The organism is Gemmobacter megaterium (assembly GCF_900156815.1).
In the GTDB taxonomy this organism is placed as follows: Bacteria; Pseudomonadota; Alphaproteobacteria; order Rhodobacterales; family Rhodobacteraceae; genus Wagnerdoeblera; species Wagnerdoeblera megaterium.
In genome coordinates this window covers 764999-791438 of sequence record NZ_FTOT01000001.1, presented here as the reverse complement: position 1 = coordinate 791438, position 26440 = coordinate 764999, and the positions used below count along the sequence as shown (strand labels likewise).

Annotated in this window: 21 protein-coding genes; 15 read left to right on the top strand and 6 right to left on the bottom strand. The window is 65.6% G+C overall.

The features are described 5' to 3' along the window. Positions 1–175 precede the first annotated feature (175 nt). From BW970_RS03725 to BW970_RS03700, 6 genes are all read left to right on the top strand, one after another. The gene (locus BW970_RS03725) at positions 176–736 is read left to right on the top strand and encodes a F0F1 ATP synthase subunit delta (protein ID WP_076528784.1); all 561 of its coding nucleotides are present in this window, start codon (positions 176–178) and stop codon (positions 734–736) included. Continuing rightward, positions 736–2274 (top strand): F0F1 ATP synthase subunit alpha, encoded by a 1539-nt coding sequence (gene atpA, locus BW970_RS03720; protein ID WP_076528781.1) that lies wholly within the window; start codon positions 736–738, stop codon positions 2272–2274. The genes BW970_RS03725 and atpA overlap by 1 nt, the downstream gene beginning before the upstream one ends. A 21-nt stretch (positions 2275–2295) precedes the next feature. Next, positions 2296–3165 (top strand): F0F1 ATP synthase subunit gamma, encoded by an 870-nt coding sequence (locus BW970_RS03715; protein ID WP_076528779.1) that lies wholly within the window; start codon positions 2296–2298, stop codon positions 3163–3165. A gap of 21 nt (positions 3166–3186) precedes the next feature. Continuing rightward, positions 3187–4614, top strand: coding sequence for a F0F1 ATP synthase subunit beta (atpD, locus tag BW970_RS03710; RefSeq protein WP_076528777.1), 1428 nt, complete (start codon positions 3187–3189; stop codon positions 4612–4614). Between the two features lie 9 nt (positions 4615–4623). Continuing rightward, positions 4624–5016, top strand: coding sequence for a F0F1 ATP synthase subunit epsilon (locus BW970_RS03705; protein WP_076528774.1), 393 nt, complete (start codon positions 4624–4626; stop codon positions 5014–5016). A 344-nt stretch (positions 5017–5360) separates the two neighbouring features. Next, positions 5361–6428: an ornithine cyclodeaminase gene (locus BW970_RS03700; protein WP_076528772.1), complete on the top strand. Its 1068-nt coding sequence runs from the start codon at positions 5361–5363 to the stop codon at positions 6426–6428. A gap of 5 nt (positions 6429–6433) precedes the next feature. Here BW970_RS03700 and BW970_RS03695 read toward each other — a convergent pair whose 3' ends face one another. Further along, positions 6434–7618 (bottom strand): cytochrome P450, encoded by a 1185-nt coding sequence (locus BW970_RS03695; RefSeq protein ID WP_076528770.1) that lies wholly within the window; start codon positions 7616–7618, stop codon positions 6434–6436. Between the two features lie 40 nt (positions 7619–7658). Then, positions 7659–8798, bottom strand: coding sequence for a tRNA 2-thiouridine(34) synthase MnmA (gene mnmA, locus BW970_RS03690; protein ID WP_076528768.1), 1140 nt, complete (start codon positions 8796–8798; stop codon positions 7659–7661). A gap of 120 nt (positions 8799–8918) precedes the next feature. Here mnmA and sciP point away from each other — a divergent pair, with 120 nt between their 5' ends. From sciP to recG, 4 genes are all read left to right on the top strand, one after another. Continuing rightward, complete coding sequence (gene sciP, locus BW970_RS03685; RefSeq protein ID WP_076528766.1) at positions 8919–9197, top strand: CtrA inhibitor SciP; 279 nt, start codon at positions 8919–8921, stop codon at positions 9195–9197. A 95-nt stretch (positions 9198–9292) separates the two neighbouring features. Beyond that, positions 9293–10003, top strand: coding sequence for a response regulator transcription factor CtrA (ctrA, locus tag BW970_RS03680; protein ID WP_076528764.1), 711 nt, complete (start codon positions 9293–9295; stop codon positions 10001–10003). A 57-nt stretch (positions 10004–10060) separates the two neighbouring features. Further along, positions 10061–12466 carry an NAD-dependent DNA ligase LigA gene (gene ligA / locus BW970_RS03675; protein WP_076528762.1) on the top strand — a complete coding sequence of 802 codons (2406 nt, stop codon included), beginning with the start codon at positions 10061–10063 and terminating at the stop codon, positions 12464–12466. Continuing rightward, positions 12463–14550, top strand: coding sequence for an ATP-dependent DNA helicase RecG (gene recG, locus BW970_RS03670; RefSeq protein WP_076528760.1), 2088 nt, complete (start codon positions 12463–12465; stop codon positions 14548–14550). The genes ligA and recG overlap by 4 nt, the downstream gene beginning before the upstream one ends. Before the next feature lie 31 nt (positions 14551–14581). Here the strand turns inward: recG and BW970_RS03665 are convergent, their stop codons facing one another. Further along, positions 14582–15133 carry an LOG family protein gene (locus BW970_RS03665; RefSeq protein WP_076529218.1) on the bottom strand — a complete coding sequence of 184 codons (552 nt, stop codon included), beginning with the start codon at positions 15131–15133 and terminating at the stop codon, positions 14582–14584. 104 nt (positions 15134–15237) lie between these two features. On the opposite strand from BW970_RS03665, the gene BW970_RS03660 reads away from it, so the two are divergent. From BW970_RS03660 to der, 5 genes are all read left to right on the top strand, one after another. After that, on the top strand, positions 15238–16809 hold the full coding sequence (locus tag BW970_RS03660) for a LysM peptidoglycan-binding domain-containing protein (protein WP_076528758.1): 1572 nt from the start codon (positions 15238–15240) through the stop codon (positions 16807–16809). 107 nt (positions 16810–16916) lie between these two features. Then, positions 16917–18767, top strand: coding sequence for an ABCB family ABC transporter ATP-binding protein/permease (locus tag BW970_RS03655; RefSeq protein ID WP_076528756.1), 1851 nt, complete (start codon positions 16917–16919; stop codon positions 18765–18767). A gap of 160 nt (positions 18768–18927) precedes the next feature. Further along, entirely contained in the window at positions 18928–19596 is a 669-nt protein-coding gene (locus tag BW970_RS03650) for a hypothetical protein (protein WP_076528754.1), read from the top strand. 59 nt (positions 19597–19655) lie between these two features. After that, positions 19656–21002: an outer membrane protein assembly factor BamB family protein gene (locus BW970_RS03645; protein ID WP_229740431.1), complete on the top strand. Its 1347-nt coding sequence runs from the start codon at positions 19656–19658 to the stop codon at positions 21000–21002. 70 nt (positions 21003–21072) lie between these two features. Further along, positions 21073–22560 (top strand): ribosome biogenesis GTPase Der, encoded by a 1488-nt coding sequence (gene der, locus BW970_RS03640; RefSeq protein WP_076528752.1) that lies wholly within the window; start codon positions 21073–21075, stop codon positions 22558–22560. A 136-nt stretch (positions 22561–22696) separates the two neighbouring features. On the opposite strand, the gene trpB is transcribed toward der, so the two are convergent. The 3 genes from trpB to BW970_RS03625 form a co-directional block, all read right to left on the bottom strand. Beyond that, positions 22697–23929: a tryptophan synthase subunit beta gene (gene trpB / locus BW970_RS03635; RefSeq protein ID WP_076528750.1), complete on the bottom strand. Its 1233-nt coding sequence runs from the start codon at positions 23927–23929 to the stop codon at positions 22697–22699. Positions 23930–24043: 114 nt separating this feature from the next. Then, positions 24044–25537: a replicative DNA helicase gene (locus BW970_RS03630; RefSeq protein WP_076528747.1), complete on the bottom strand. Its 1494-nt coding sequence runs from the start codon at positions 25535–25537 to the stop codon at positions 24044–24046. Positions 25538–25765: 228 nt separating this feature from the next. Then, on the bottom strand, positions 25766–26440 hold the full coding sequence (locus tag BW970_RS03625) for an orotate phosphoribosyltransferase (protein WP_076528745.1): 675 nt from the start codon (positions 26438–26440) through the stop codon (positions 25766–25768).

Sequence of the window (26440 nt, the reverse complement as noted above, 5' to 3'; positions counted from 1 at the left end):
GCGACCAACATGCCCGCTGCTTGATGCCTTCGCGGTTGCGGCACGTAAAGTCCTCTGCTAGACGCAACCCGAATTTGAGACGCAGGCCATCGGTCTGCGCCACGGGTGGACCTTGACCGGGCGTTCGGCAGTCACGCCGTGCGTCTGCAAGGCTAGAGACAACGGAAGGGCTGACGTGTCCGAACCAGCTTCGATTTCCCAGGGCATCGCAGCGCGCTATGCGCTGGCATTGTTCGACCTGAGCAAGGAAGGCGCCGCGCTGTCGGCGCTGGAGGCAGACACGGATGCGCTGGATGCCGCCCTGACGGTCAGTGCCGACCTGCGCGATGCGATCACCTCGCCGGTGCTGAGCCGCGATGACCAGGGCCGCGTGATCGCTGCCGTCGCCGCCAAGATGGGGCTGTCCACGCTGACCAGCAACACGCTGGCGCTGATGGCCGCAAAACGCCGCCTGTTCGTGCTGCCGCATCTGGTGGCGGACCTGCGTGCGCGCATCGCGGCAGAAAAGGGCGAAGTGACCGCCGAGGTCGCCTCTGCCGTGGAACTGACCGCCGAACAGGCTGCCGCCCTTGCGGAAACGCTGAAGGCCAGCATCGGCAAGACCGTCAAGTTGAACACGACCGTCGATGAATCGCTCATCGGTGGTCTCGTCGTAAAAGTGGGCTCGAAGATGATCGACACGTCGATCCGCGCCAAGCTCGCTTCTCTCCAGAATGCCATGAAAGAGGTTGGGTGATGGGAATCCAGGCTGCTGAGATCTCTGCGATCCTCAAGGAGCAGATCAAGAACTTCGGCAAGGACGCCGAAGTGGCCGAAGTCGGCCGCGTGTTGTCGGTCGGCGACGGGATTGCCCGCGTCTATGGCCTCGACAACGTGCAAGCCGGTGAAATGGTGGAATTCCCCGGCGGCGTCCGTGGCATGGTGCTGAACCTCGAAACCGACAACGTCGGTATCGTGATCTTCGGCGACGACCGCGACATCAAGGAAGGCGACACCGTCAAGCGCACCAAGTCCATCGTGGACGTGCCTGCGGGCGATGCCCTGCTGGGCCGCGTTGTGGACGGTCTGGGCAACCCGATCGACGGCAAGGGCCCGATCGCAGCCACCGAGCGCCGCGTCGCTGACGTCAAGGCACCGGGCATCATCCCGCGCAAATCGGTGCACGAGCCGATGGCCACCGGCATCAAGGCCATCGACGCCATGATCCCGATCGGCCGCGGCCAGCGCGAACTGATCATCGGCGACCGTCAGACCGGCAAGACCGCTGTGGCGCTGGACACGATTCTGAACCAGAAGTCCTACAACGAGGCGGCTGGCGACGACGAATCGAAAAAGCTGTACTGCATCTATGTCGCCATCGGTCAAAAGCGTTCGACCGTGGCACAGCTGGTGAAGAAGCTCGAGGAAACCGGCGCGATGGCCTATACCATCGTCGTGGCCGCGACCGCCTCGGACCCGGCACCTTTGCAGTATCTGGCCCCCTATTCGGCCACCGCCATGGCGGAATACTTCCGCGACAACGGCCGTCACGCGCTGATCATCTATGATGACCTGTCGAAACAGGCCGTGTCCTACCGCCAGATGTCGCTGCTGCTGCGCCGCCCGCCGGGCCGCGAAGCCTATCCGGGCGACGTGTTCTATCTGCACTCCCGCCTGCTGGAACGTTCGGCCAAGCTGAACGAGGATTTCGGTTCGGGCTCGCTGACCGCGCTGCCGGTGATCGAAACCCAGGGCGGCGACGTGTCGGCCTTTATTCCGACCAACGTGATCTCGATCACCGACGGCCAGATCTTCCTGGAAACCGAACTGTTCTACCAGGGCATCCGCCCCGCCGTGAACACGGGTCTGTCGGTGTCGCGCGTCGGGTCGTCGGCCCAGACCAACTCGATGAAGACGGTGGCCGGCCCGGTGAAACTGTCGCTGGCCCAGTACCGCGAGATGGCGGCCTTCGCCCAGTTCGGCTCGGACCTCGATGCCTCGACCCAGGCACTGCTGAACCGTGGCGCGCGCCTGACCGAGTTGATGAAGCAGCCGCAGTATTCGCCGCTGACCAACGCGGAAATCGTCTGCGTGATCTATGCGGGCACCGCGGGCTTCCTCGACAAGGTTGCCGTCAAGGACGTCGGCCGTTTCGAAGCCGGTCTGCTGAACTTCCTGCGCACCAAGCGCAAGGACGTGCTGGACTGGATCTCGAACAGCGACCCCAAGATCAAGGGCGCCGACGAGCAGAAGCTGAAAGACGCAATCGCCGAATTCGCCAAAGATTTCGCGTAAGCGGCCTGAAAGGACAGGGATATGCCCAGCCTTAAGGACCTGAAGAACCGGATCGGAAGCGTCAAGAACACGCGGAAGATCACCAAGGCGATGCAGATGGTCGCCGCCGCGAAGCTGCGCCGTGCGCAGGACGCGGCGGAAGCCGCGCGCCCCTATGCCGAACGCATGACCGCCGTGATGGCCGGTCTTGCGGCCTCGGTCGGCAACGCGGAAGGCGCACCGCGCCTTCTGGCCGGGACGGGTGCGGACAAAGTCCACCTCCTGGTGGTGATGACGGCCGAGCGTGGTCTGTGCGGTGGTTTCAACTCGACCATCGTGCGTCTGGCCCGCGCCCATGCCCAACGGCTTCTGCTGGCGGGCAAGACGGTGAAAATTCTCACCGTCGGCAAGAAGGGCCGCGAGCAACTGCGCCGCGATCTGGGCAACCATTTCGTCGGCCATGTCGATCTGAGCGAAGTGAAACGTCTGGGATATGTCGATGCGAACAGCATCGCACAGAATGTCCTCGCGCGTTTCGAGGCTGGCGAGTTCGACGTTGCCACCATCTTCTACAACCGCTTCCAGTCGGTGATCAGCCAGATTCCGACCGCGCAGCAGATCATCCCGGCCCAGTTCGAGGCAGGCGCGCAGGCCAATGCGCTCTATGACTATGAGCCCTCCGAGGAATCGATCCTGGCAGACCTGCTGCCGCGCAGCATTGCCACGCAGATCTTTACGGCTCTGCTGGAGAATGCCGCATCGGAACAGGGCGCGCGCATGTCCGCGATGGACAATGCGACGCGCAACGCGGGCGACATGATCAACAAACTGACGATCCAGTACAACCGGAGCCGTCAGGCCGCGATCACCAAGGAACTCATCGAAATCATCTCGGGCGCCGAGGCGCTCTGACGACCTGAACGGAGATAGACAATGGCTCAAGCGAAGGCTACCGGCAAGGTGACGCAGGTCATCGGCGCCGTCGTCGACGTGCAGTTCGATGGCGCACTGCCCGCGATTCTGAACGCGCTGGAAACCGACAACAACGGCAAGCGTCTGGTGCTCGAAGTGGCGCAGCACCTCGGCGAAAGCACTGTGCGCGCCGTGGCGATGGATGCAACCGAAGGTCTGGTGCGTGGCGCCGCCGTGACCGACCTTGGCGCCCCGATCTCGGTGCCGGTAGGCTCGGCCACGCTGGGCCGCATCCTGAACGTCATCGGCGAGCCGGTGGATGAAAAGGGCCCGGTCAACGCGACCACGACCCGCGCCATCCACCAGCCCGCACCCGCCTTTGCCGACCAGGCAACCGAAAGCCAGATCCTCGTGACCGGGATCAAGGTGATCGACCTGCTGGCCCCCTATACCAAGGGCGGCAAGATCGGCCTGTTCGGCGGCGCCGGCGTGGGCAAGACGGTTCTGATCATGGAACTGATCAACAACATCGCCAAGGTGCACTCGGGCGTGTCGGTGTTCGCCGGCGTGGGCGAACGGACCCGCGAAGGCAACGACCTCTATCACGAGATGATCGAATCGGGCGTTATCGACATCGAAGACCTGACCAAGTCGAAGATCGCCCTGGTCTACGGCCAGATGAACGAACCTCCGGGCGCCCGGATGCGGATCGCGCTGTCGGGTCTGACCCTGGCCGAGCAGTTCCGTGATGAAACCGGCTCGGACGTGCTGTTCTTCGTGGACAACATCTTCCGCTTTACCCAGGCCGGGTCCGAAGTGTCGGCTCTGCTGGGCCGCATCCCGTCCGCCGTGGGCTATCAGCCGACGCTGGCCACCGACATGGGCGCGATGCAGGAACGCATCACCTCGACCAAGAACGGCTCGATCACCTCGGTGCAGGCCGTCTACGTTCCGGCCGACGACCTTACCGACCCGGCGCCTGCGACCTCGTTCGCTCACCTCGATGCGACCACCGTGCTTGACCGCGCGATCTCGGAAAAGGGTATCTACCCGGCCGTGGACCCGCTCGGCTCGACCTCGCGCCTGCTCGACCCGCTGATCATCGGCGAAGAGCATTACAAGGTGGCGACCGACGTGCAGAAGGTGTTGCAACGCTACAAGTCGCTGCAGGACATCATCGCCATCCTCGGGATGGACGAACTGTCCGAGGACGACAAACTGGCCGTGGCCCGCGCCCGGAAACTGGAACGTTTCCTGTCGCAGCCCTTCGACGTGGCCAAGGTGTTCACCGGCTCGGATGGTGTGCAGGTTCCGCTGGAAAAGACCATCGCCTCGTTCAAGGCCGTGGTTGCCGGTGAATACGACCATCTCCCCGAAGCCGCCTTTTACATGGTGGGCGACATCGACGAGGTGATCGCGAAAGCCGAACGTCTCGCCGCTGCGGCGTAAGGGGGCACAATGGCCAACACGGTGCAATTCGACCTGGTCTCGCCGGAGCGGAAGCTGTCTTCCGTTGCCGCGACCGAGGTTCAGATCCCCGGCGCCGAAGGCGACCTGACGGCGATGCAGGGGCATTCGCCCCTCATCACCACGCTGCGCCCCGGTGTGCTCAAGGCGGTATCCGCCGCGGGCACCCAGGCCTATGCGGTGACGGGTGGCTTTGCCGAGATCACGGCGGGTTCGGTGTCGGTGCTGGCAGAACAGGCCATTCCGGTGGCCGAAGCAACGGCCGCCGTGCTGGACGCGCTGATCTCGGACGCAAGACAGCGCGCCGAAACTGCGACTGACAAGGCCGCCGCCGATAAATTCGCAGCCGATATGGTTGCGCTGAAGGCGGCTGTCGGCGCCTGATCGCGATAGCAGACCCCAAAGCCCCCGTGTCGGAACCCCGGCGCGGGGGTTTTTTTGATTGGCTGCGATCATCCCCACCGGCAGCGGTGCAGGGGGGCCAACCCCCCGTCCGGCTGGGGCCGGACTCCCCCCGGGGTATTTGGTGCAAGATGAAAGATGACGTGCGCGCGACGCCCATTCATCTTGCCTGAAATACCCCCGCCGGAGGCATCCGGCAGTGCCGCCAACCTGCCGATAGAAAACCGGGCGCTGGTGACGATCTGCCCGAAAATACTCCATATCGTCGCTGATTATCGGTCGGATCGCCCGGCATACTGGTCAGAGTGCCGAAGCAGGAGTCGCCCATGACCATCGTCCCCGTCCCATCCCCCGCGCCCTCGCCGCGCGCGATGATCCCCTTTGTCAGCGTCGATTCGATGATGCGGTTGGTGAACAGGGTGGGGGTTGAGCAGGTGCTGTCCGAGTTGGCCGAGACGATCGAGGCGGATTTCCGGCGCTGGCCAGCCTTTGACAAGACGCCCCGTGTGGCGTCGCATTCCGATGTCGGCGTGATCGAACTGATGCCGGCCTCGGACGGTGATTTCTATGGTTTCAAATATGTGAACGGCCATCCGGGCAACCCGATCAGCGGGTTGCAGACGGTGACCGCCTTTGGCGTGCTGGCCGAAGTGGCGACGGGCTATCCGGTTCTCCTGTCGGAAATGACGCTGTTGACCGCGCTGCGCACTGCGGCGACGTCGGCCATGGCAGCGCGGCATCTGGCCCCCAAGGGCGCGCGGGTCATGGCGATGATCGGCAATGGTGCCCAGTCGGAGTTTCAGGCGCTGGCGTTCAAGGCGGTATGTGGCATCACCGAGGTTCGGTTGTGGGATATCGACCCTGCCGCCACGGCGCGCTGTGCGGGCAATCTTGCGGGCAGCGGGTTGAGTGTCACGCCCTGCCGCAGTGCCGAGTCTGCCATAGAGGGCGCGCAGATCATCACCACCTGTACCGCCGACAAGGCCCATGCGACGATTCTGACCGACAATATGGTCGGTGCCGGCGTGCATCTGAATGCCATTGGCGGGGATTGTCCGGGCAAGACCGAGCTAGCGGCTGCGATCCTGCACCGATCCACGATCTTTGTGGAATATCCGCCGCAGACACGGATCGAAGGCGAGATCCAGCAACTGGCGCCTGATCATCCGGTCACCGAGTTGTGGGAGGTGATCACCGGGGCGGCCGTGGGCCGGACGGATGACGCCCAGATCACGTTGTTCGACGGTGTCGGTTTTGCCATCGAGGATTTCAGCGCATTGATGTGGTTGCATAGGCGCATCGGGGGCACGGGGCTGGCGCAGATGCTGGACATGATCGCCGACCCGGACGAACCGCGCGATCTGTATGGCATGTTGCGCCGGGCGGGCGCCTAGGGGGCCTAGCCGCGCACCATCAGCCGTTCCAGCCCGTGGAAGTGGTAGGCATTGGCATATTGCGGCTGTCCCACCAGTTTCAGCGCGGGCCGCGTCGCGAACAGGATCGGCAGGGCGATCTGCAATTCCAGCCGGGCAAGCGGGGCGCCGACGCAGAAATGCAAGCCCCCGCCAAAGGCCAGGTTGCCTTGTGCAGGCCGGTTCGGCTTGAACCGCTGGGGGGCATCGTACATGTGCGGATCGCGGTTCGCCGCGCCCAGCAGGCAGGCCACCCGGTCGCCACGCTGGAAGGTGTGGCCCATCACCTGCACCTCCTCATAGGCCCAGCGGGTGAACAGATGCAGTGGCGGATCCCAGCGCAGGATCTCCTCGACCGTTGCGGCGATCCGCTCTGGCCCAAGTGTTTCGGGGCCGCAGCGGTGCTCCAGCAGGGCCTTGACCCCGTTGCCGATGCTGTGGACCGTTGCTTCGTGCCCGGCATTCAGCAGCAGGATGCAGGTGGTGATCAACTCGTCGGTGGACAGCCGATCGCCTTCGGATTCGGCGGCGATCAGGTGGGTGATCAGATCGTCGCCCGGACGGGCCCGGCGCTTGGCCACATAGTCCCGCAGGAAGCCGGCAAAGTCCGCCGCTGCGGTGGCCGCCTCGTGTTCCATCTGAAGGCTGCGACTGGCCTGATACATGCCGACCATCGCATTCGACCAGCGCAGCAGTTCGGGCGCCATGGTTTCGGGCACGCCCAGCAGACGGGCGATGATGCGGACCGGCAGCGGCTGGGCAAAGCTGGTCAGCAGGTCGAAGGGTGTATCGCGGGGCAGGCGGCTGGCCAGATCCTGCGCCAGCGCGGCAATCTCGGGCCCCAGTGCCGCGATCCGGCGCGAGGTGAAGGCGCGCAGCACCAGGCCGCGCAAGCGCGTGTGCCGCGGCGGCTCCAGTTCCAGCATGGAATGGTTTTCCACCGCATAGAACGGGGCCAGATGGTCCGGGACAGGCTGGCGCAGTTCTGCCGGCTCTTCCCGGCCAAAGCGGCGGTCGCGCAGGATGCTGTTCACGGCCGCGTGGCTGACAGCGGCCGCCATGCCGTAGTCGTCCCACCAGAAGATCGGCCCATGGGCGCGGGCGCGGTCATAAAACGTGTAGGGAGCCTGCACGAAGGCGGGGTCGGTGGGGGATTGGGTCAGGTGTTGCATGGTATCCTGCGGATCGGTCGATCCACAGGATAGGCGCGCGTCACCGCCCCCGCCAGATCCAACCGCCGCCCAGCACGCGCGAGCCTTCGAGCGCGTAGAACACGCAGGCCTGCCCGGCACTGACCCCGTCTTCGGGGGTGAACAGCTCGACCTCGGCCTCGGTGTCCGACAGCGGGCGGATGACGGCGGGCCGGGGCGGACGGGTAGAGCGGACCTTGACCATCACCTCCCATTCCGGGCGCGAGGACAGCGGGGCATCGCCCAGCCAGTTCACTTCGCGCACCGGGATGGTGCGGGTCGACAGCGCGTCCTTGGGGCCGACGATCACGCGGCGCGTGTCCGGGTCCAGCCGCACCACGTAAAGCGGATCGGCCAGGCCGCCGATGCCCAGACCCTTGCGCTGGCCGATGGTGTAGTGAATCACCCCGCGGTGGTCGCCCAGCACGCGGCCCTGCATGTCCACGATCTCGCCAGGGTCGGCGGCTCCGGGGCGCAGCTTTTCGATGACGCTGGCGTAATTTCCGTTCGGCACGAAGCAGATGTCCTGGCTGTCGGGCTTGTCGGCGACGGGCAGGCCATATTTTGCCGCGAGCGCCCGTGTCTCTGCCTTGGATTGCAGATGCCCCAGCGGAAAGCGCAGATAGCTCAGTTGCTCGGGCGTGGTCGAGAACAGGAAATAGCTCTGGTCGCGGTTGGAGTCGGCTGCCGAATGCAGTTCGGGTCCGTGCAGGCCCATCTTGCGCTGGATATAGTGGCCCGTTGCCATGCAATCGGCGTCGAGTTCGCGCGCGGTGTTCAGCAAATCCTTGAACTTGACCCGTTCGTTGCAGCGAATGCAGGGGACGGGGGTGGCACCGGCCAGATAGGCATCGGCGAATTCCTCGATCACCGCTTCGCGGAAGGTGTTTTCGTAATCCAGCACATAATGCGGAAAGCCCATCGTCTCGGCCACGCGGCGGGCGTCGTGGATGTCGCGGCCTGCGCAGCAGGCGCCCTTTTTCGCCAGTGCGGCGCCGTGATCATAGAGTTGCAGGGTGACGCCCACAACGTCGTAGCCTTGTTCCGCCAGCATCGCGGCGACGACCGACGAATCCACGCCGCCCGACATCGCCACCACAACGCGGGTGTCGGCAGGGGCCTTTGGAAGGCCGAGCGAATTCAGGGGCATATCACGCGGCATGGGTCGTCTCCTGGGAATGTGAAAGGATATAGGAAAATGCTGCGCATTCTCCAACCCCCTGCTTCACCGTCAATTAAGCCTGTCGGCGCACCATCGCCCCCGATGGACGAGGAAATGCCGATGTATCTCAAACGTGTCGAAGGGCCGCGCCAGATTACCTTGCCGGATGGCAGCATCCTGTCGCGTGCCGATCTGCCGCCGCCGGACACCCGTCGCTGGGTTGCCAGCCGCAAGGCGGTGGTGGTCAAGGCGGTCAGCCACGGCCTGATCCTGCGGGCAGAGGCGCTGGAGCGTTACGCCCTGTCGGACGAAGAGTTCGATCTGTGGTGCGCCGCCGTCGAAGCCCATGGCGAAAACGCACTCAAGGTGACGGCAATTCAGAAATACAGACAACTTTAAGTTGTATTCCCGGATTGTTCTGCCAAGGTAACCAGCGATTAACCATTGCACGTGAAAGTTGTCAGTAGCAAGGGCTGCCAGAGCGGAGACAACAGATGCGAATCCTGCTGGTCGAAGACGACCCAACCACCTCGCGCAGCATCGAATTGATGCTGACCCACGCCAACCTCAATGTCTATTGCACCGATCTGGGCGAAGAGGGGATCGATCTAGCAAAGCTGTATGACTACGATCTGATCCTTCTGGATCTGAACCTGCCGGATATGAACGGGCACGAGGTGCTGCGTCAGTTGCGTATCGCGCGGGTTGATACCCCGATCCTGATCCTGTCAGGCGCGGATGATACGGACAGCAAGATCAAGGGGTTCGGTTTCGGCGCGGACGACTATCTGACAAAACCGTTCCACCGCGAGGAACTGGTCGCCCGTATTCACGCAATCATCCGCCGCTCCAAAGGGCATTCCCAGTCGGTCATCCGGACCGGGCGGGTGAATGTCAATCTTGATGCCAAGACGGTGGATGTCGAAGGCAAGACCGTGCATCTGACCGGCAAGGAATATCAGATGCTGGAGCTGCTGTCCTTGCGCAAGGGCACCACGCTGACCAAGGAAATGTTCCTGAATCATCTCTATGGCGGCATGGATGAACCCGAATTGAAGATCATAGATGTCTTCATCTGCAAGTTGCGCAAGAAACTGGCCATCGCCACCGGCGGCGACAACCATATCGAAACGGTCTGGGGGCGTGGCTATGTCCTACGCGATCCGGTGCCGGGCGCAGGCGATCGGCTTGCCGCCTCTGCCTGACTTCCCTTTGTCGACGCGGCCCCCTAAACCAAGGGGACAACAGCCGCAGAGGGTGTCATGGGCGAACGACCTGCCGAACAGATGACCAGGGCCGAAGCTGCGGCCGAATGGGGGGAACTGGCCACCAAGATCGCGCAGGCGAACACGGAGTATCACCGTGACGATGCCCCGACGATCAGCGATGCCGCCTACGACGGGTTGAAACGGCGCCTTCAGGAGCTGGAGGCCGCCTTTCCCGACCTGGCCGATTCGACCAGCCCGACCCAGGCTGTGGGGGGGCCGCTGGCCGAAGGGTTCGGCAAACTGCGCCACCAGGTGCCCATGCTCAGCCTCGAAAATGCGTTCGAGGATGCAGATGTCGCCGATTTCGCCGACCGCGTGCGTCGATTTCTGGGGATTGAGGACGGCATCGCCTTCACCGCCGAACCCAAGATCGACGGCCTCAGCCTGTCCTTGCGGTATGAAAAGGGCGTTCTGGTACAGGCGGCCACCCGCGGAGATGGCGAGATCGGCGAGAATGTGACAGCGAATGCCCGCACAATTGCGGACATACCGCAACAGCTTGCCGATGCCCCCGAGGAACTGGAGGTGCGGGGCGAGGTCTATATGTCGCACGCGGATTTCGCCGCGCTCAACGCGGCGCAATCGCAGCGTGGCGGCAAGATTTTCGCCAATCCGCGCAACGCCGCTGCGGGCAGCTTGCGCCAGTTGGATGCAACCATCACCGCCGCCCGGCCGCTGCGGTTCTTCGCCTATGCCTGGGGCGCGCTCAGCGCGCCGTTGGCCCCGACGCAGTTCGGCGCGATAAAGCGGCTTGCGGCGCTGGGGTTTCAGACCAATCCGCTGACCGCGCTTTGCACAACCCCTGCCGAGCTTCTGGCCCATTACGCCCGGATCGAGGCGCAGCGCGCAACGCTGGGCTATGACATCGACGGCGTGGTCTACAAGGTGAACGATCTGGCCTTGCAACAGCGGCTGGGCTTTCGCGCCAATACCCCCCGCTGGGCCATCGCGCATAAATTTCCCGCCGAACTCGCCTGGACGCGGCTGGAAGGGATCGACATTCAGGTCGGCCGCACGGGTGCCATGTCGCCGGTTGCCCGGTTGTCGCCGGTCACGGTGGGCGGCGTCGTGGTGTCGAATGCCACCCTGCACAACGAGGATTATATCGCCGGACGCGACAGCCGGGGCGCGACGATCCGGGGCGGCAAGGACATCCGGATCGGCGACTGGGTGCAGATCTACCGTGCGGGTGATGTGATTCCCAAGGTGGCCGATGTCGATCTGTCGCGCCGCCCGCCCGAGGCCACCCCCTATGTCTTTCCCGACACCTGCCCGGAATGCGGCAGCCCGGCGATCCGCGAGGCGGGCGATTCGGCGCGGCGCTGCACCGGGGGGCTTGTGTGCCCGGCGCAGGCGGTGGAACGGCTGCGCCATTTTGTCAGCCGCGCCGCCTTTGACATCGAAGGTCTGGGCGCGCGGCAGGTGGAGTTCTTTTACTACCTGGGCAAGATCGACCTGCCAGCCGACATCTTTACCCTGGCGGAACGGGATGGCGGCGATGCTGCGATGGTGGTGGATCCCCGCCGCCGCCTGTCGAACCACGATGATGTGCCGGAGCCCTGGGGGCCCTTGCACGATCAACTGGTCGAGATCTTGCGCGCTTCGGGCGTTCCGGTCGAGGATCACAACACCGAGGCGCTGATCGCGGGGTTGCGGCATCTGGCGGGCAAGCCGCTGTCGCGGGTCAAGGGTTTTGGCGAGAAAAGCACCCAGAACCTGTTTGCCGCGATCGAGGAGCGGCGGAGCATCGCTTTGTCGCGGCTGATCTTTGCGCTTGGCATCCGCCATGTCGGCGAAGTGGCGGCCAAGGATCTGGCGCGGCATTTCGGCAGTTGGTCTGCGCTGGCCGATGCGGTGGATATGGCCTTGCCCGCCGCCCGCCGCCATCTGCTGGCCGATGAGGCCGAGGCGGCCGAGCGCGCGGCGGCGGCCGCCGCTGGCCGCCGGGCCGAAATCACCCGTACCCGCGAAAAGGTCTGGGCCGATCCGCCCGTTCCCCCCGAGGCGCGCGCGGCCTGGGACGATCTGCTGGCCATCGAGGGCCTGGGCGCCGTGCTGGCCGCATCGCTTGTCACCACATTGGAACGCGATGGCCCCGAACGGGCCGCCGTGGACCGGCTGATCGCGCAACTGACCGAGATCGAGCCGCCCGAGGCTCGCGCCACCGCCAGCCCGGTCGCGGGCAGCACTGTCGTGTTCACCGGCACGCTGGAGCGTATGACGCGGTCCGAGGCCAAGGCACGGGCGGAATCGCTGGGGGCCAAGGTGGCGGGCTCCGTCTCGGCCAAGACGACCTATCTGGTGGCTGGGCCGGGGGCAGGGTCCAAGGCGACCAAGGCCGCCGAACTGGGCGTCACCGTCCTGACCGAGGCGGAATGGCTGGAGTTGATCGGCGGATGAGCCGGCCCGAGGCCCTGTTCCCGCTGTTCGCCGAGCTGGAAACGCTGCCAGGCGTGGGCGAGAAATCGGCCCGCGCCTTTGCGGCGCTGGATGTGGTGCGCCCGCGCGACCTGTTGTTCCTGCTGCCGCATTCGGTGGTGGACCGGCGCCGCCGTGACTCGATCCGCGATGTGACGCCGCCCGCGATCCTGACGGTCGAGGTCGAGATCGGCGCCCATTTTCCCGCGCGCCGCAAGGGGGGGCCGACGCGGGTCATGGTGCGCGATGCGCTGACGGAATTTCCGCTGGTCTTTTTTCATCCGCGCGGGGACTGGGTGCAAAAACAACTGCCCTCGGGGCAGCGCCGGGTCGTCTCTGGCAAGGTCGAGCTGTTTGACGGCATTGCCCAGATGGTCCATCCCGACCTGATCCTGCGGCCCGAGGATGCTGCGGATCTGCCTGGGTTCGAGCCGGTCTATCCCGCTGCCGCAGGTTTGACCCAACGCCTGATCCACAAGGCGGTGCAGGGCGCCGTGACGCGCCTGCCGCAGCCGCCCGAATGGATCGACCCGCATCTTCTGGCGCGCGAAGGCTGGCCTGCCTGGGCCGAGGCCATCGCCGCAGTTCACGCCCCGCAAGGCGCCGCCGATCTGGCGCCGACCGCGCCCGCCCGGCAGCGTCTGGCCTATGACGAGTTGTTCGCGCATCAGCTTACCCTTGCGCTTGCCCGCGCGCAGCAGCGGCGCAAGCCGGGGCGGGTGACGGCCGGGCATCAGCGGTTGCAGTCGAAGGTGCTGGCCGGGCTGCCGTATCGTCCGACACATGCCCAGACCCGCGCCGTTTCGGAAATCGCTGGCGACATGGCGGCGCCGCACCGTATGAACCGGCTGTTGCAGGGCGATGTCGGGGCGGGGAAAACCCTTGTCGCCTTTCTTGCGCTGGTGATCGCGGTCGAGGCAGGGGGGCAGGGGGTGATGATGGCCCCGACCGAGATTCTGGCCCGCCAGCACTGGGAGGGTCTGCGCCCGCTGGCGGAACTGGCGGGTGTACGGCTGGACCTGTTGACCGGGCGCGACAAGGGCGCCGAACGGGCCGCCAAGCTGGCCGCGCTGGCTCGGGGCGAGATCGGGATTCTGGTCGGAACCCATGCCGTGTTTCAGAAGGATGTGGTCTTTGCCGACCTGCGCCTTGCGGTGATCGACGAGCAGCACCGCTTTGGCGTGGCCCAGCGGATGGAACTGGGCGCCAAGGGGCAGGCGGTCGATGTGCTGGTGATGACGGCCACGCCGATCCCGCGCAGCCTGGCGCTGGCGCAGTTCGGCGACATGGACATTTCGGTTCTCGATGAAAAGCCGCCGGGGCGCACGCCGGTCAAGACGGTGCTGATTCCCGGCGCCCGGATGGACGAGGTTGTCGCGCATCTGCGCCGTGCGGTGGCCGAGGGGCGTCAGGCCTATTGGGTCTGCCCGCTGGTCGAGGAATCGGAATCGGTCGATCTGACGGCGGCCGAAGATCGCTTTGTCCATCTGCGCGCCGCCTTGGGCGAGGGGGTGGTCGCGATGGTTCATGGCCAGATGCCCGCGGCCGACAAGGATGCGGCCATGGCGCGGTTCGTTGCAGGCGAGGCGCGGGTTCTGGTGGCGACAACGGTCATCGAGGTGGGGGTGAACGTGCCCAATGCCTCGATCATGGTGATCGAGCGGGCCGAGAGTTTCGGGCTGGCACAGTTGCACCAGTTGCGCGGGCGTGTGGGCCGGGGCGCGGCGGACTCGACCTGTCTGATGCTGTATCAGGGGCCTTTGGGGGAAACCGCACGGCGGCGCCTGCAAATCCTGCGCGATACCGAGGATGGCTTTCGCATCGCCGAGGAGGATCTGGCGATCCGCGGGGCGGGGGATCTGATCGGGACCGCGCAATCGGGTCTGCCGCGCTTTCGCACCGCCGATCCCGAACGTCAGGCGGGGCTGATGGAAACGGCACAATCCGATGCGCGCGCGCTGTTGGCCACAGATCCGGGGCTGGGCAGCCCGCGCGGGCAGGCCGCGCGATTCCTGCTGTGGTTGCTGGATCAGGACAAGGCGATCCGCCTGATCGGGGTGGGCTGAGGGCCCGCCTTGATCGGCCCGCGCGGTCAGCCTAGCTCAGCGCAGCCTTAAGCCGTTGGGACAGCGTGTCGGTATCGGGCACGACGGCGGCGTAATTGGCCAGGGCGGATTCCGCGAATCCTTCGGCAATCACGTGATCCAGCAGTTTCAGCAGCGGATCCCAGTAGCCATTCACATTCAGCAGAAAGATCGGCTTTTCATGCAGACCGATCTGCCGCCATGTCAGCACTTCGAAGAATTCGTCCAGGGATCCCGCGCCGCCCGGCAAGACCACGATGGCGTCCGAGTTCATGAACATGACCTTCTTGCGTTCGTGCATGTCTTCGGTAACCACCATCGTGGTCAGGCGCTTGCGGCCCTTTTCGCGCGCCATCAGGTGCTGCGGGATGACGCCCATGGCTTGCGCCCCGGCGGATTGCGCGGCCTCGGCCACGATGCCCATCAGCCCGACATCACCTGCGCCATAAACCAGACGCCAGCCGCCTTCGGCGATGATGCGGCCTGTGGCGCGGGCGCACTCCGCATAGATGTCGCGCAGGCCGGGGCGCGAACCACAAAAGACACAGACGGAACGGGGGGACAGAGTCACGATTGCTGCTCCTGCACAGAGGCTTTGACCTCTGTTACAAGGGTTCCTATGGTCGCTTCAAGCACGCCTCGGGGGAAAGGGGCGGCAAGGGGATGGGAATGACGGAAAAGACGGGTCTGTCCGGTGTGGTGCTGGGGGCGGTTGCCGGTGGCGTGGTCGTGAGTCTGGCCGTGCTGGGCTGGCAATTCTGGATACGAACGACGGAAGCCCCGGCCGTGCAACCTGTGGCGGCCCCGGTTGCGCCTGCACCCGTTCCGGCGGCGCCTGCGCCCGCTCCGGTCGCAGTGGCGCCGGTGCCCGACCCTGCCGCGCCGCCGCCTGGTGAGGTCGGCGTGCAGCAGCCAGCCCCGCCACGGTTCGACACGTTCCGTCTGGGCGCGGACGGCAGCGCGATTGTCGCGGGACTCGGCATTGGCGGGGCCGGGGTGGGGATCCTGATCGACGGCGCCGAGGTGGCGCAGGCGAGGGTCGATTCCGCTGGCCGCTTTGCCGCGATCTTCTCGCTGGACCCGGCATCGGTGCCGCGCATGTTGACCCTGCGGCTGGACCTGGCCGATGGACGCAGCCTGGCCTCTGTGGAAAGCGTCGTGATCGCGCCGGTCATTCCGGTGCCTGCGGTGGCCGAACTGGCGCCGCCCCCCGAACCCGAACCGGCGGCGGACCCCGTAGCACCCGCCGCCGCGCCGACGGCTGCCGGTGCCGGGATGGCAGAGTCCGGGCCAGCGGAGCCGCCGCAGGCCATGGCCGCCGACACGGCAGCGGGCGCACCGGCGGCGGAAGCGCCGGCAGGTTCCGCACCCGACGGCGCCGAACCGCCAGCAGCACCGCCCGAGGCGGAGACCGAGCTGACAGCCGACGTATCGGGCGATGCGGCACCCCCGGTGCCGGAACCCGCTGTGCCGAAAATCACCACGTCGCAACCCGCTGTGCCGGAACCCCCAGCCGCGGTTGCCGGGGCGCCGGAACCGCCTGCTGCCGCAGGCTCAGCCGCCGCGACCTTGCCGGCACCGGCCCCGCACCCCCCTGCTGTCGCCACCGCACCATCGCCGCAGCAGGCCGCCAGCGGCGAAGCCGCGCCCGTCGCCGCCGACCCGACACCGCAGCCACAGCCCGAAGCGGCGCCAACACAACCGGCCAGCCTGCTGGTGTCGGACCAGGGGGTCAGGGTGTTGCGCCCCGCGACGGATGTGAAGCTGGCGATCGAGACGATTTCCTATTCGGACGCCGGGGCGGTGCGGGTCGCAGGCAGGGGGGGCGTGGGATCCGTCATCAGGGTTTACCTGAACAACGCCCCGCAACTTGATACATTGGTTGATGAAACAGGCGCCTGGCACGGCACGCTGCCGCCAGTGGATCCGGGCCTGTATACCCTGCGCGCAGATCAGGTGACTGTCGAGGGCAAGGTCGAGGCGCGTTCGGAAACCCCCTTCCTGCGCGAGGCGCCCGAGGCGCTGGCTGCGGCTGCCGCGCTGGCCACCGAGGGCGGCACGGGCGATACGGCCGCGCAGCTTGTGACAGTTCAGCCGGGCTTTACATTGTGGGGTATCGCGCGGCAGCGCTATGGGCGGGGCATCGAATACGTCAAGGTGTTCGAGGCCAACCGCACGCAGATCCGCAATCCGCATCTGATCTATCCCGGTCAGGTGTTTTCGCTGCCCGATCCGGACTGAACCCCCGCTTGGGGGTTTACCAGACCTGACGCCGGGCCTAGATCATGGGCCTGAACTCCCCACCGGAGCGCGGGCCGGTGCGGCGCGTGTCTCCTGGAAGGTATGACATGCCCGCTTCCCGCCCTGATCCCTCGCCCTCCCGCAATCCCGCGCCGCAGGATGTTCCGCGTGCCCCGGCACGCCAGACGCTGCGCCGTGTCGTGCCCTATCTGTGGCCGGACGGCGAAGGCTGGGTCAAACGCCGCGTCGTTCTGGCGCTGATCGCGCTGTTCGTCGGCAAGATCATCTCGGTCTCCACCCCGTGGTTCTTCAAGGCGGCGGTCGATGGCCTGAGCACGGCAACGCCCCAGGGGCTGGCTGCGGCCCTTGGCCTTGGGGCGGTCGGTTTGACGGTGGCCTACGGGCTGGCGCGCCTGCTGAACACGGCCTTTGCGGAATTGCGCGACTTCGTGTTTGTCCGGGTCGGCCAGCGGGCCTTGCGGCGGCTGGCGCTGGAAACCTTCACACATATCCACCAGCTTTCGTTGCGATATCACATTACCCGCAAGACCGGAGGGCTCAGCCGGATCATCGAGCGGGGGGTCAAGGGCGTGGACTTCCTGCTGCGGTTCCTGCTGTTTTCCATCGGGCCGCTGATCCTGGAGCTGATCCTCGTTTCTGCCATTTTCGCCAGCTATTTCGGGCTGTCCTACATGCTGACGGTCGTCGGGGTGATCACGGCCTATATCGTCTTCACCTTTCGGGTCACCGAATGGCGGGTGCAGATTCGCCGCAAGATGAACGAACTGGACACCGACGCGAACCAGAAGGCCATCGACAGCCTTCTGAACTTTGAAACCGTCAAGTATTTCGGCGCCGAAAAGCGCGAGGCCGAGCGCTATGATGCCGCGATGGAGGGGTATGAGAAATTCGCCGTCCAGACCGGGCAGTCGCTGAACTTTCTCAACATCGGCCAGACCCTGCTGCTGACCTTTGGTCTGGTGGCGGTGATGGTCATGGCGGCCCGTGGGGTACAGGCGGGCACCCTGACGGTGGGCGATTTCGTGATGGTCAATGCCTATATGATCCAGATCACCATGCCGCTGAACTTCCTTGGGTCGGTGTACCGCGAGATCCGGCAGGCGCTGGTCGATATGGGCGAGATGTTCGGCCTGCTGGGCCAGCCCGCCGAGATCGTGGACCGGCCCGGTGCGCCGGATCTGAAGGTCACGGGCGGCGAGGTGGTGCTGGACGATGTGCATTTCGCCTATGACCCGTCGCGTCCGATCCTGAAAGGGGTCTCTGTGCGGATACCTGCGGGCCATACTCTGGCGCTGGTGGGGTCGTCGGGATCCGGCAAGTCAACCATCGGGCGGCTGCTGTTCCGGTTCTATGATGTGACGGCAGGCGCCGTGCGCATCGACGGGCAGGATCTGCGCGAGGTCACGCAGGACAGTCTGCATGGCGCCATCGGCGTGGTGCCGCAGGATACGGTGCTGTTCAACGATACCGTGTTCTACAACATCGCCTATGGCCGCCCCGATGCCAGCCGGGCCGAGGTCGAGGGCGCCGCGCGCGCGGCACGGATTCACGATTTCATCATGTCGCTGCCCGAAGGGTATGACACCAAGGTCGGGGAGCGTGGCCTGAAACTGTCCGGCGGGGAAAAGCAGCGCGTCGGTATTGCCAGGACATTGTTGAAGAACCCGCCGATCCTCTTGCTGGACGAGGCGACAAGCGCGCTCGACACCCAGACGGAACGCGACATCCAGGATTCGCTGCGCGAGATGGGCGAAGGCCGCACGGTGATCATGATCGCGCACCGGCTGTCCACCGTTGCCGATGCCGACGAGATCGTCGTGCTGGAGCAAGGCGAAGTGGTCGAGCGCGGCCGCCACGACGAACTTCTGGCGCGCGACGGGCGCTATGCGGCCATGTGGGCGCGGCAATCCGCCGAAGTGTCGCAACCGCCTGCGTGATCGTGGCGGGCCGGGTTGCCGGCCACCAGCCATTCGGGCCAGAGGCCAAGGGCTTGCTGGAGCGTGAAAGAATGGCCCGGCGGTCGCCCGGTGCCGGTCCGGGGGTTGGCAAGGCCGCGCGCTTGCGTGTAAGACGGGCCGACCTGCAACGGAGGCGACCTTGTCGAACACCGACAGCTTCATTGACGAAGTGACCGACGAGGTCCGCCGCGACCGTCTGTTCGGCTATCTCCGCCGGTATGGCTGGATCGGCGTGGCAGGCGTTGTGGCGCTGGTCGCCGGGGCCGCATGGTACGAATGGCAGGCCCATCAGGCCCGGCAGACTGCCGAGGCATTTGGCGATTCTATCCTGGCCGCTCTGGATGCACCCGATGCTCCGGCGCGTGCCGAGGCGCTGGCCGCCATTGCCGCGACCGGCGACAATGCCGCCATGTTGCGCCTGCTGGCCGCTGGCGAGGCGCTGGCAGGGCCCGAGGGTGTGGCGCGGGACAAGGCGCTGGCGGATCTTGCCGGTGTGGCGGCGGATGGTTCGGTTTCGCCGATCTGGCGCGATCTGGCGGCGTTGCGCCGTCTGGCCGCACCCGGTGCAGGCGTCGATCTGCAAGAGCGTGCGGCCGGACTGGCCGCCTTGGCAGAGCCGGGCCGCCCGTTCCGCCCGCTGGCGCTGGAACAGATCGCGCTGGACAAGCTGTCGGCAGGCGACCGCGACGGGGCCTTGGCGGATTTCCGCACGCTGGCAGGCGATACGCAGGCGCCTTCGGCCTTGCGTGCGCGGGCGGGGCAGATGATTGTGGTGCTGGGCGGCGGCTCCGGGGCTGCGCAGAACTAGGCCGCAGGCCGCGTCCCTTGGGGCAGCGGAAACCGGCAAAGGGCAGGGGAAAGCGTATCGTGGCAAAGATCCTTGGTCTGGTGGGGGCGGTGGCGCTGGTTGGCGTGCTGGCCGGGTGCGAACGTCCGACCTATCTGGCCGGACAGCGGTTCGACACCCGCACGCCGCTGGACGAGACCCTGCCTGCGGCAGAAGGTGCGCGTGTTGCCGATCCGGCGGCGCCCGAAAACAGGTCCGTGCCGGTAGCGCTCGGGGCGGCGGTTGGCATTGCCGACTGGACCCATCGTGCGGGCAGCGCATCGCGGTCGATGCCGCATCTGGCGCTGTCATCGGCCCCGCAGCGGATCTGGAGCGCAGCCATCGGAACCGGCGACAACCGGCGCAACCGGATCGTGACCGCGCCGATCGTGGCTGGCGGCACTGTCTATGCCATGGATGCCCGTAACCGGCTGACGGCGTTGTCGGCGGCGTCGGGCGGCACTGTTTGGTCGGTGGATGTGACACCCGCAGGGGAAAGCTCCGAGGCGGCGGGCGGCGGCGGTCTGGCATTTGCCGATGGCAAGCTGTTCGTGAGCACCGGCTTTGGCGAGCTGCTGGCGCTCGACCCTGCCTCGGGCGCTGTGATCTGGCGGCAGAAATTCGATGGCCCGGTGGCCGGGGCCCCGGCCGTTGTCGGCGGCACGGTCTATGTGGTCGGGCGCGACGGGGCAAGCTGGGCGGTGAATGCCGCCGATGGCAAGATCGTCTGGGTGCAGTCCGGCGTGCGTGATGGTGCAGGGATGGCCGGTGGCACGGCTCCGGCGGTCGCGGACCGGCTGGTCATCATGCCCTTCTCGTCGGGGCAGGTGATTGCGCTGGACCGTGCCAAGGGCGAACCCCGGTGGCAGGGCGCGGTAGTCGGGCAGCGGGCCGGTCGTGCCGCCGCCTTTGTCGTCGAACTGACCGGCGATCCGGTGGTGGCGGGTGGCAAGGTCTATGTCGGCTCTGCCGCGGGGCGGACGGCGGCGTTTGCCGCCGATACCGGCGCCATGCTGTGGGAGGCCCGCGAAGGGGCGATGGGGCCAGTCTGGCCCGTGGGCAACGCGGTGTTCCTGGTGTCGGACATCGGGTCGCTGGTGCGGCTGGATGCGGCCACCGGCGAGACGGTGTGGTCGGTCCCGATGGGGCATTTCACCCGTGATCGCGTGCGGCGCCAGGGCGCGACTGTCGCGCATTTCGGGCCTGTTCTGGCCGGGGGGCGGCTGGTCGTCGCGTCGTCCGACGGGCTGGTGCGATTCTTCTCGCCCGAAAGCGGGGCACCACTGGGGGTGATCCAGATGCCTGCCGGGGCCACGGCCCCTCCGGCAGTTGCGGGGGGCACGCTGTTCGTCGTCACCTCCAACGGTCAGGTTCAGGCTTTTCGCTGACGGCGAAAGCGTGTATGGCGCAGGGCTTGGCGCGGGTGTCTGATCCCGCGCCCGACCGGAGACTGACGCCATGACCTTTACCCTTGCCATCGTCGGCCGCCCCAATGTGGGCAAGTCCACGCTGTTCAACCGTCTGGTGGGCAAGCGTCTGGCGCTGGTGGATGACCAGCCCGGCGTGACCCGCGACCTGCGCGAGGGCGACGCCCGGTTGATGGATATGCGATTCACCGTGATCGACACGGCCGGGCTGGAGGAAGTCACCGATGACAGCCTTCAGGGCCGGATGCGCCGCCTGACCGAACGCGCGGTGGACATGGCCGATGTGTGCCTGTTCCTGATCGACGGACGGGTGGGCGTGACGCCGACCGACAAGGTTTTTGCCGACATTTTGCGTCGCAAGCGTGCGCAGGTGATTCTTGGTGTGAACAAGGCCGAAGGCAAGGCCGGCGAGGCCGGGGCGCTGGAAGCCTGGGAGCTTGGGCTTGGCGAGCCGTTGCGGATTTCGGCCGAGCATGGCGAGGGGATGGAGGACATCTATCATGTGCTGCGCCCGATCGCCGAGCAATTCGCCGAACGCGCGGCGCTGGATGCGCCCGAAGTCGATGTCGATATCCCCGAGGATAGCGAGGACGAGGGCGCGGCCCCGCTGATCACCGCGGCCAAGCCGTTGCAGATTGCCATCATCGGGCGCCCGAATGCGGGCAAATCGACGCTGGTGAACAAGATCCTGGGCGAAGACCGCATGTTGACCGGCCCCGAGGCCGGCATCACCCGCGATGCCATCTCGGTCAAGTCCGAATGGATGGGTACCCATGTGCGCATCTGGGACACCGCAGGGATGCGGAAAAAGGCCAAGGTCGTCGAAAAGCTGGAAAAGCTGTCGGTGGCCGACGGGTTGCGCGCGGTGCGCTTTGCCGAGGTGGTCGTGGTGCTGCTGGATGCGGATATTCCGTTCGAGACCCAGGATTTGCGGATCGCGGACTTTGCCGAAACCGAAGGCCGCGCCGTGGTGGTGGCGGTCAACAAATGGGATCTGGAAGAGGACAAGCAGGAAAAGCTCGCCGAGCTGAAAGAGATGTTCGAGCGCCTGCTGCCGCAGTTGCGCGGTGCGCCGCTGGTGACGATTTCGGCCAAGACGGGCCGGGGCATGGACCGGCTGCATACCGCGATCCTGAAGGCGCATGAGGTCTGGAACCGCCGCATTCCGACCGCCAAGCTGAACCAGTGGCTGGGCGCCATGACCGAAGCGCACCCGCCGCCTGCACCGGGCGGCCACCGGATCAAACTGCGCTACATCACCCAGGCCAAGACCCGCCCGCCGGGCTTCGTGGTGAAATGTTCGCGTCCCGATGAACTGCCGGAGAGCTATAAACGCTATCTCGTCAACGGGTTGCGGGCCGACTTTGACATGCCGGGCACGCCGATCCGTATTTTCCTGCGCGGACAGGGCGACCAGAACCCCTACCGCGAGAAGAAGTTCCACACGCCCTCGCGCCTGCGCAAGCACATGGACGGCAAGGCCGGAAAGAGCGGCAAGGAACGTTCGGGCCGGGAGTGACGGGTCCGGGGCGGCGGATGCCGTCCCTGGGGCCTGGACCACCGGCGTTGCATGGGCGGAGATGTCTCAAGGGGGCACACGCGCCCCCTTGAAAACCCCCTGTGGGTATTTTTGGCAAGATGAAGGGACGCGGTCCCTAGATCTTCATGTCAAAGCCAAGATGTTTGGCCACCGTGAAGATGTCCTTGTCGCCGCGGCCCGAAAGGTTGATCACGATGATCTGGTCCTTGGGCAGGGTCGGCGCCAGTTTTGTGACCTGGGCCAGGGCATGGGAGGATTCCAGCGCCGGGATGATGCCTTCCTGTTCGCAGCACAGCTGGAACGCCTCCAGCGCCTCGGCATCGGTGATGCTGACATATTCGACGCGGCCGATGTCGTGCAGCCAGGAATGTTCCGGACCGATGCCGGGATAATCGAGCCCGGCCGAGATGGAATAGCCTTCGAGGATCTGGCCATCGGCATCCTGTAGCAGATAGGTGCGGTTGCCATGCAGCACGCCGGGGCGGCCGCCGGTCAGGCTGGCGCAATGTTCCATCCGGTCATCGACGCCCTTGCCGCCCGCCTCGACGCCGACGATGCGGACCGAGCTGTCATCGAGGAAGGGATGGAACAGCCCCATGGCGTTCGATCCGCCGCCCACGGCGGCGACCAGCACATCGGGCAGGCGGCCCGTGCCTTCATGCTCTTCCAGTTGCCAGCGGGTTTCCTTGCCGATCACCGACTGGAAATCGCGCACCATGGCCGGATAGGGGTGGGGGCCGGCCACGGTGCCGATGCAATAGAAGGTGTCGCGCACATTGGTCACCCAGTCGCGCAGCGCATCGTTCATGGCATCCTTCAGCGTGCCACGTCCCGAGGTGACGGGCACCACCTCGGCCCCGAGCAGCCGCATCCGGAACACATTGGGCGCCTGACGCTCGACATCATGCGCGCCCATGTAGACGATGCATTTCAGGCCGAACTTGGCGCAGACGGTGGCGGTGGCCACGCCGTGCTGTCCGGCCCCGGTTTCGGCGATGATGCGCTGTTTGCCCATGCGCCGGGCGAGGATGATCTGGCCCAGCACGTTGTTGATCTTGTGCGCGCCGGTGTGGTTCAGTTCTTCGCGTTTGAAATAGACCTTGGCGCCGCCAAGGTGATTGGTCAGCCGTTCCGCGAAATACAGCGGCGAGGGGCGGCCGACGAAGTTCTTCCACAGATCCTCCATCTCGGCCCAGAAGGTCGGATCGGTCTTGGCGATGTCATATTGCCGTTCCAGTTCGAGGATCAGCGGCATCAGGGTTTCCGAGACAAACCGACCGCCAAAGATGCCAAAGCGCCCCGACTCGTCCGGCCCGGTCTTGTAGCTGTTGAGCGCAGTATCCGCCATGTCGTCCCCCTTGAGCTGTCGCCCTTCATATAGCAGGCGCAGCAGGAATGGGAACAGGGCGCCGCTGGCGGGGCTGTGCGGTGCAGCACGGGCGGATGCGCGGCGTTGCGCGCCCTAGTAGGCGTCGCCGCCCCGGTCGGACTGCCATTCGCGGGCCAGGTTGCCAAAGCGGGTAAAGCGGCCTTCGAACGACAGTTCCACCGTGCCGATGGGGCCGTGGCGCTGTTTGCCGATGATCACCTCGGCCTTGCCATGGCAGTTTTCCATCACCTGTTGCCAGGCGGCCATCTTTTCCAGCTCGTGATCCGACGGCTTTTCGCGTTCCTTGTAGTATTCTTCGCGGAACACGAACATCACCACATCGGCATCCTGTTCGATCGAGCCTGATTCCCGCAGGTCGGACAGTTGGGGGCGCTTGTCCTCGCGGCTTTCGACGGCGCGCGACAACTGCGACAGGGCGATGACCGGGATGTTCAGTTCCTTGGCAATCGCCTTGAGGCCTTGGGTGATCTCGGAGACCTCCTGCACGCGGTTGTCCTTGGACGAGCCCTTGAGCAGTTGCAGATAGTCCACCATCAGCACATCGAGGCCATGGGTCCGCTTGAGCCGCCGGGCACGGGCCGCGACCTGGCTGATGGGCAGGGCCGGCGTATCGTCGATATAGAGCGGGCAGGATTCCAGCGCCTTGGCCGCTTCGACAAAACGGCGGAACTCATGCTCTGTCATGTCGCCGCGGCGGATTTGTTCGCTGGGCACCTCTGACGCTTCGGACAGGATCCGTGCGGCAAGCTGTTCGGCCGACATTTCCAGGCTGAAGAAACCGACGACCCCGCCTTCGACGGCCCCATCGCTGCCATCGGGTTTGCGCCCGCGTTTGTAGGCCTTGGCGACGTTGAAGGCGATGTTGGTGGCCAGCGAGGTTTTCCCCATCGAGGGGCGCCCGGCCAGAATGATCAGATCCGACGGATGCAGGCCGCCCAGCTTCTTGTCGAGGTCGATCAGCGCGGTGGGAATGCCCGACAGGCCGCCGCCACGTTGATAGGCGGCATTGGCCACATCGACCGCCGCTGTCACCGCGCGCAGGAACGACTGGAACCCGCGTTCGGCAACGCCCTGTTCGCCCAGCTTGTACAGGCGTTGTTCGGCCTCGGTGATCTGGTCGCGGGGCTCCGAGCTGACCTCGACCTTGGCTGCGCGGTCCGCGATGTCGCGCCCCAGCGCGATCAGTTCGCGTCGCACGGCAAGGTCATAGATCATCTGGGCATAATCGCGCGCGGCAAAGGCCGAAATGGCCGCCCCGGCCAGACGCACCAGATAGGCGGGGCCGCCCAGTTCCTTCAACCCGGCGTCATCGTCCAGAAAGGCCTTGAGCGTCACCGGAGAGGCAAGGGCGTTCTTCTGGATGCGGGCGGCGGCAATCTCGAAGATGCGCTGATGTACGGGGTCGTAGAAATGTTCGGCCTTCACCAGCGCGGCGATGCGGTCATAGACATCGTTGTTCGTCAGGATAGCGCCAAGAAGCTGCTGCTCTGCCTCGATATTATGGGGCAACGCGTCGGGTTCGACCTGTGCCGATGGCACGGGCGCGATCTTTGCAATGTCGTTCATGCCTGCCTGCCGGTTTTTGCAAGACCAGACCCCTATCCGATCCACCGGCCAAGGGGCAAGTGGAGGAAACTGGGGACAAGTCCGGTATAAGCCCAAGGATAACGCGAATGCCGAGTCTGCGCCACCACCTATTGTGGACCGACACAGGACCGGCACGAGATCGCCGATTCGGATCTGTCGGGGCGCGATGGTCTGCACATCCTGCCCACAGGGTTATCCCCCGGTTTTTTACGGGTTGGCGGCGCGCCATGCCTCGGGGCTGGTCAGGAAGGCCTCGACCTCGGCCAGGGTGCGGGCGTCGAATGCCTTGCGCTCTTTGGCGACGGCCAGCACATCCCACCAGGTGCACAGCCACGACAGTTCGACCCCATGCGCGCGCAGGCGCGGCACGGTTTCGTCAAAGATGCCGTAGTAAAAGATCACCGCCGTATGGCCGCAGGTCGCGCCGGTTTCGCGGATCGCATCGACAAAGGACAGCTTGCTGCCGCCATCGGTGGTCAGATCCTCGACCAACAGCACGCGCTGCCCCTCGGTCATGGCGCCTTCGATGCGGGCGTTGCGACCGTATCCCTTGGGTTTCTTGCGCACATAGGTCATTGGCAGCGCCATCCGCTCGGCCACCAGCGCGGCAAAGGGGATGCCGGCGGTTTCGCCCCCGGCGATGTTGTCGAACGCCTCCAGCCCCGCGTCGCGCATGACCGTGACGGTCAGGAAATCCATCAGCACCGAGCGGATGCGCGGAAAGCTGATCAGCTTGCGGCAGTCGATATAGGTCGGGCCCTTGAGGCCCGAGGCATAGGTATAGGGCGGGTCGGCGCAGAAATGCACCGCCTTGATGTCCAGCAACATGCCTGCGGCCAGGCGGGCGATTTCTTCCTTGGGCGGAAAGCTGGACGGGATCAT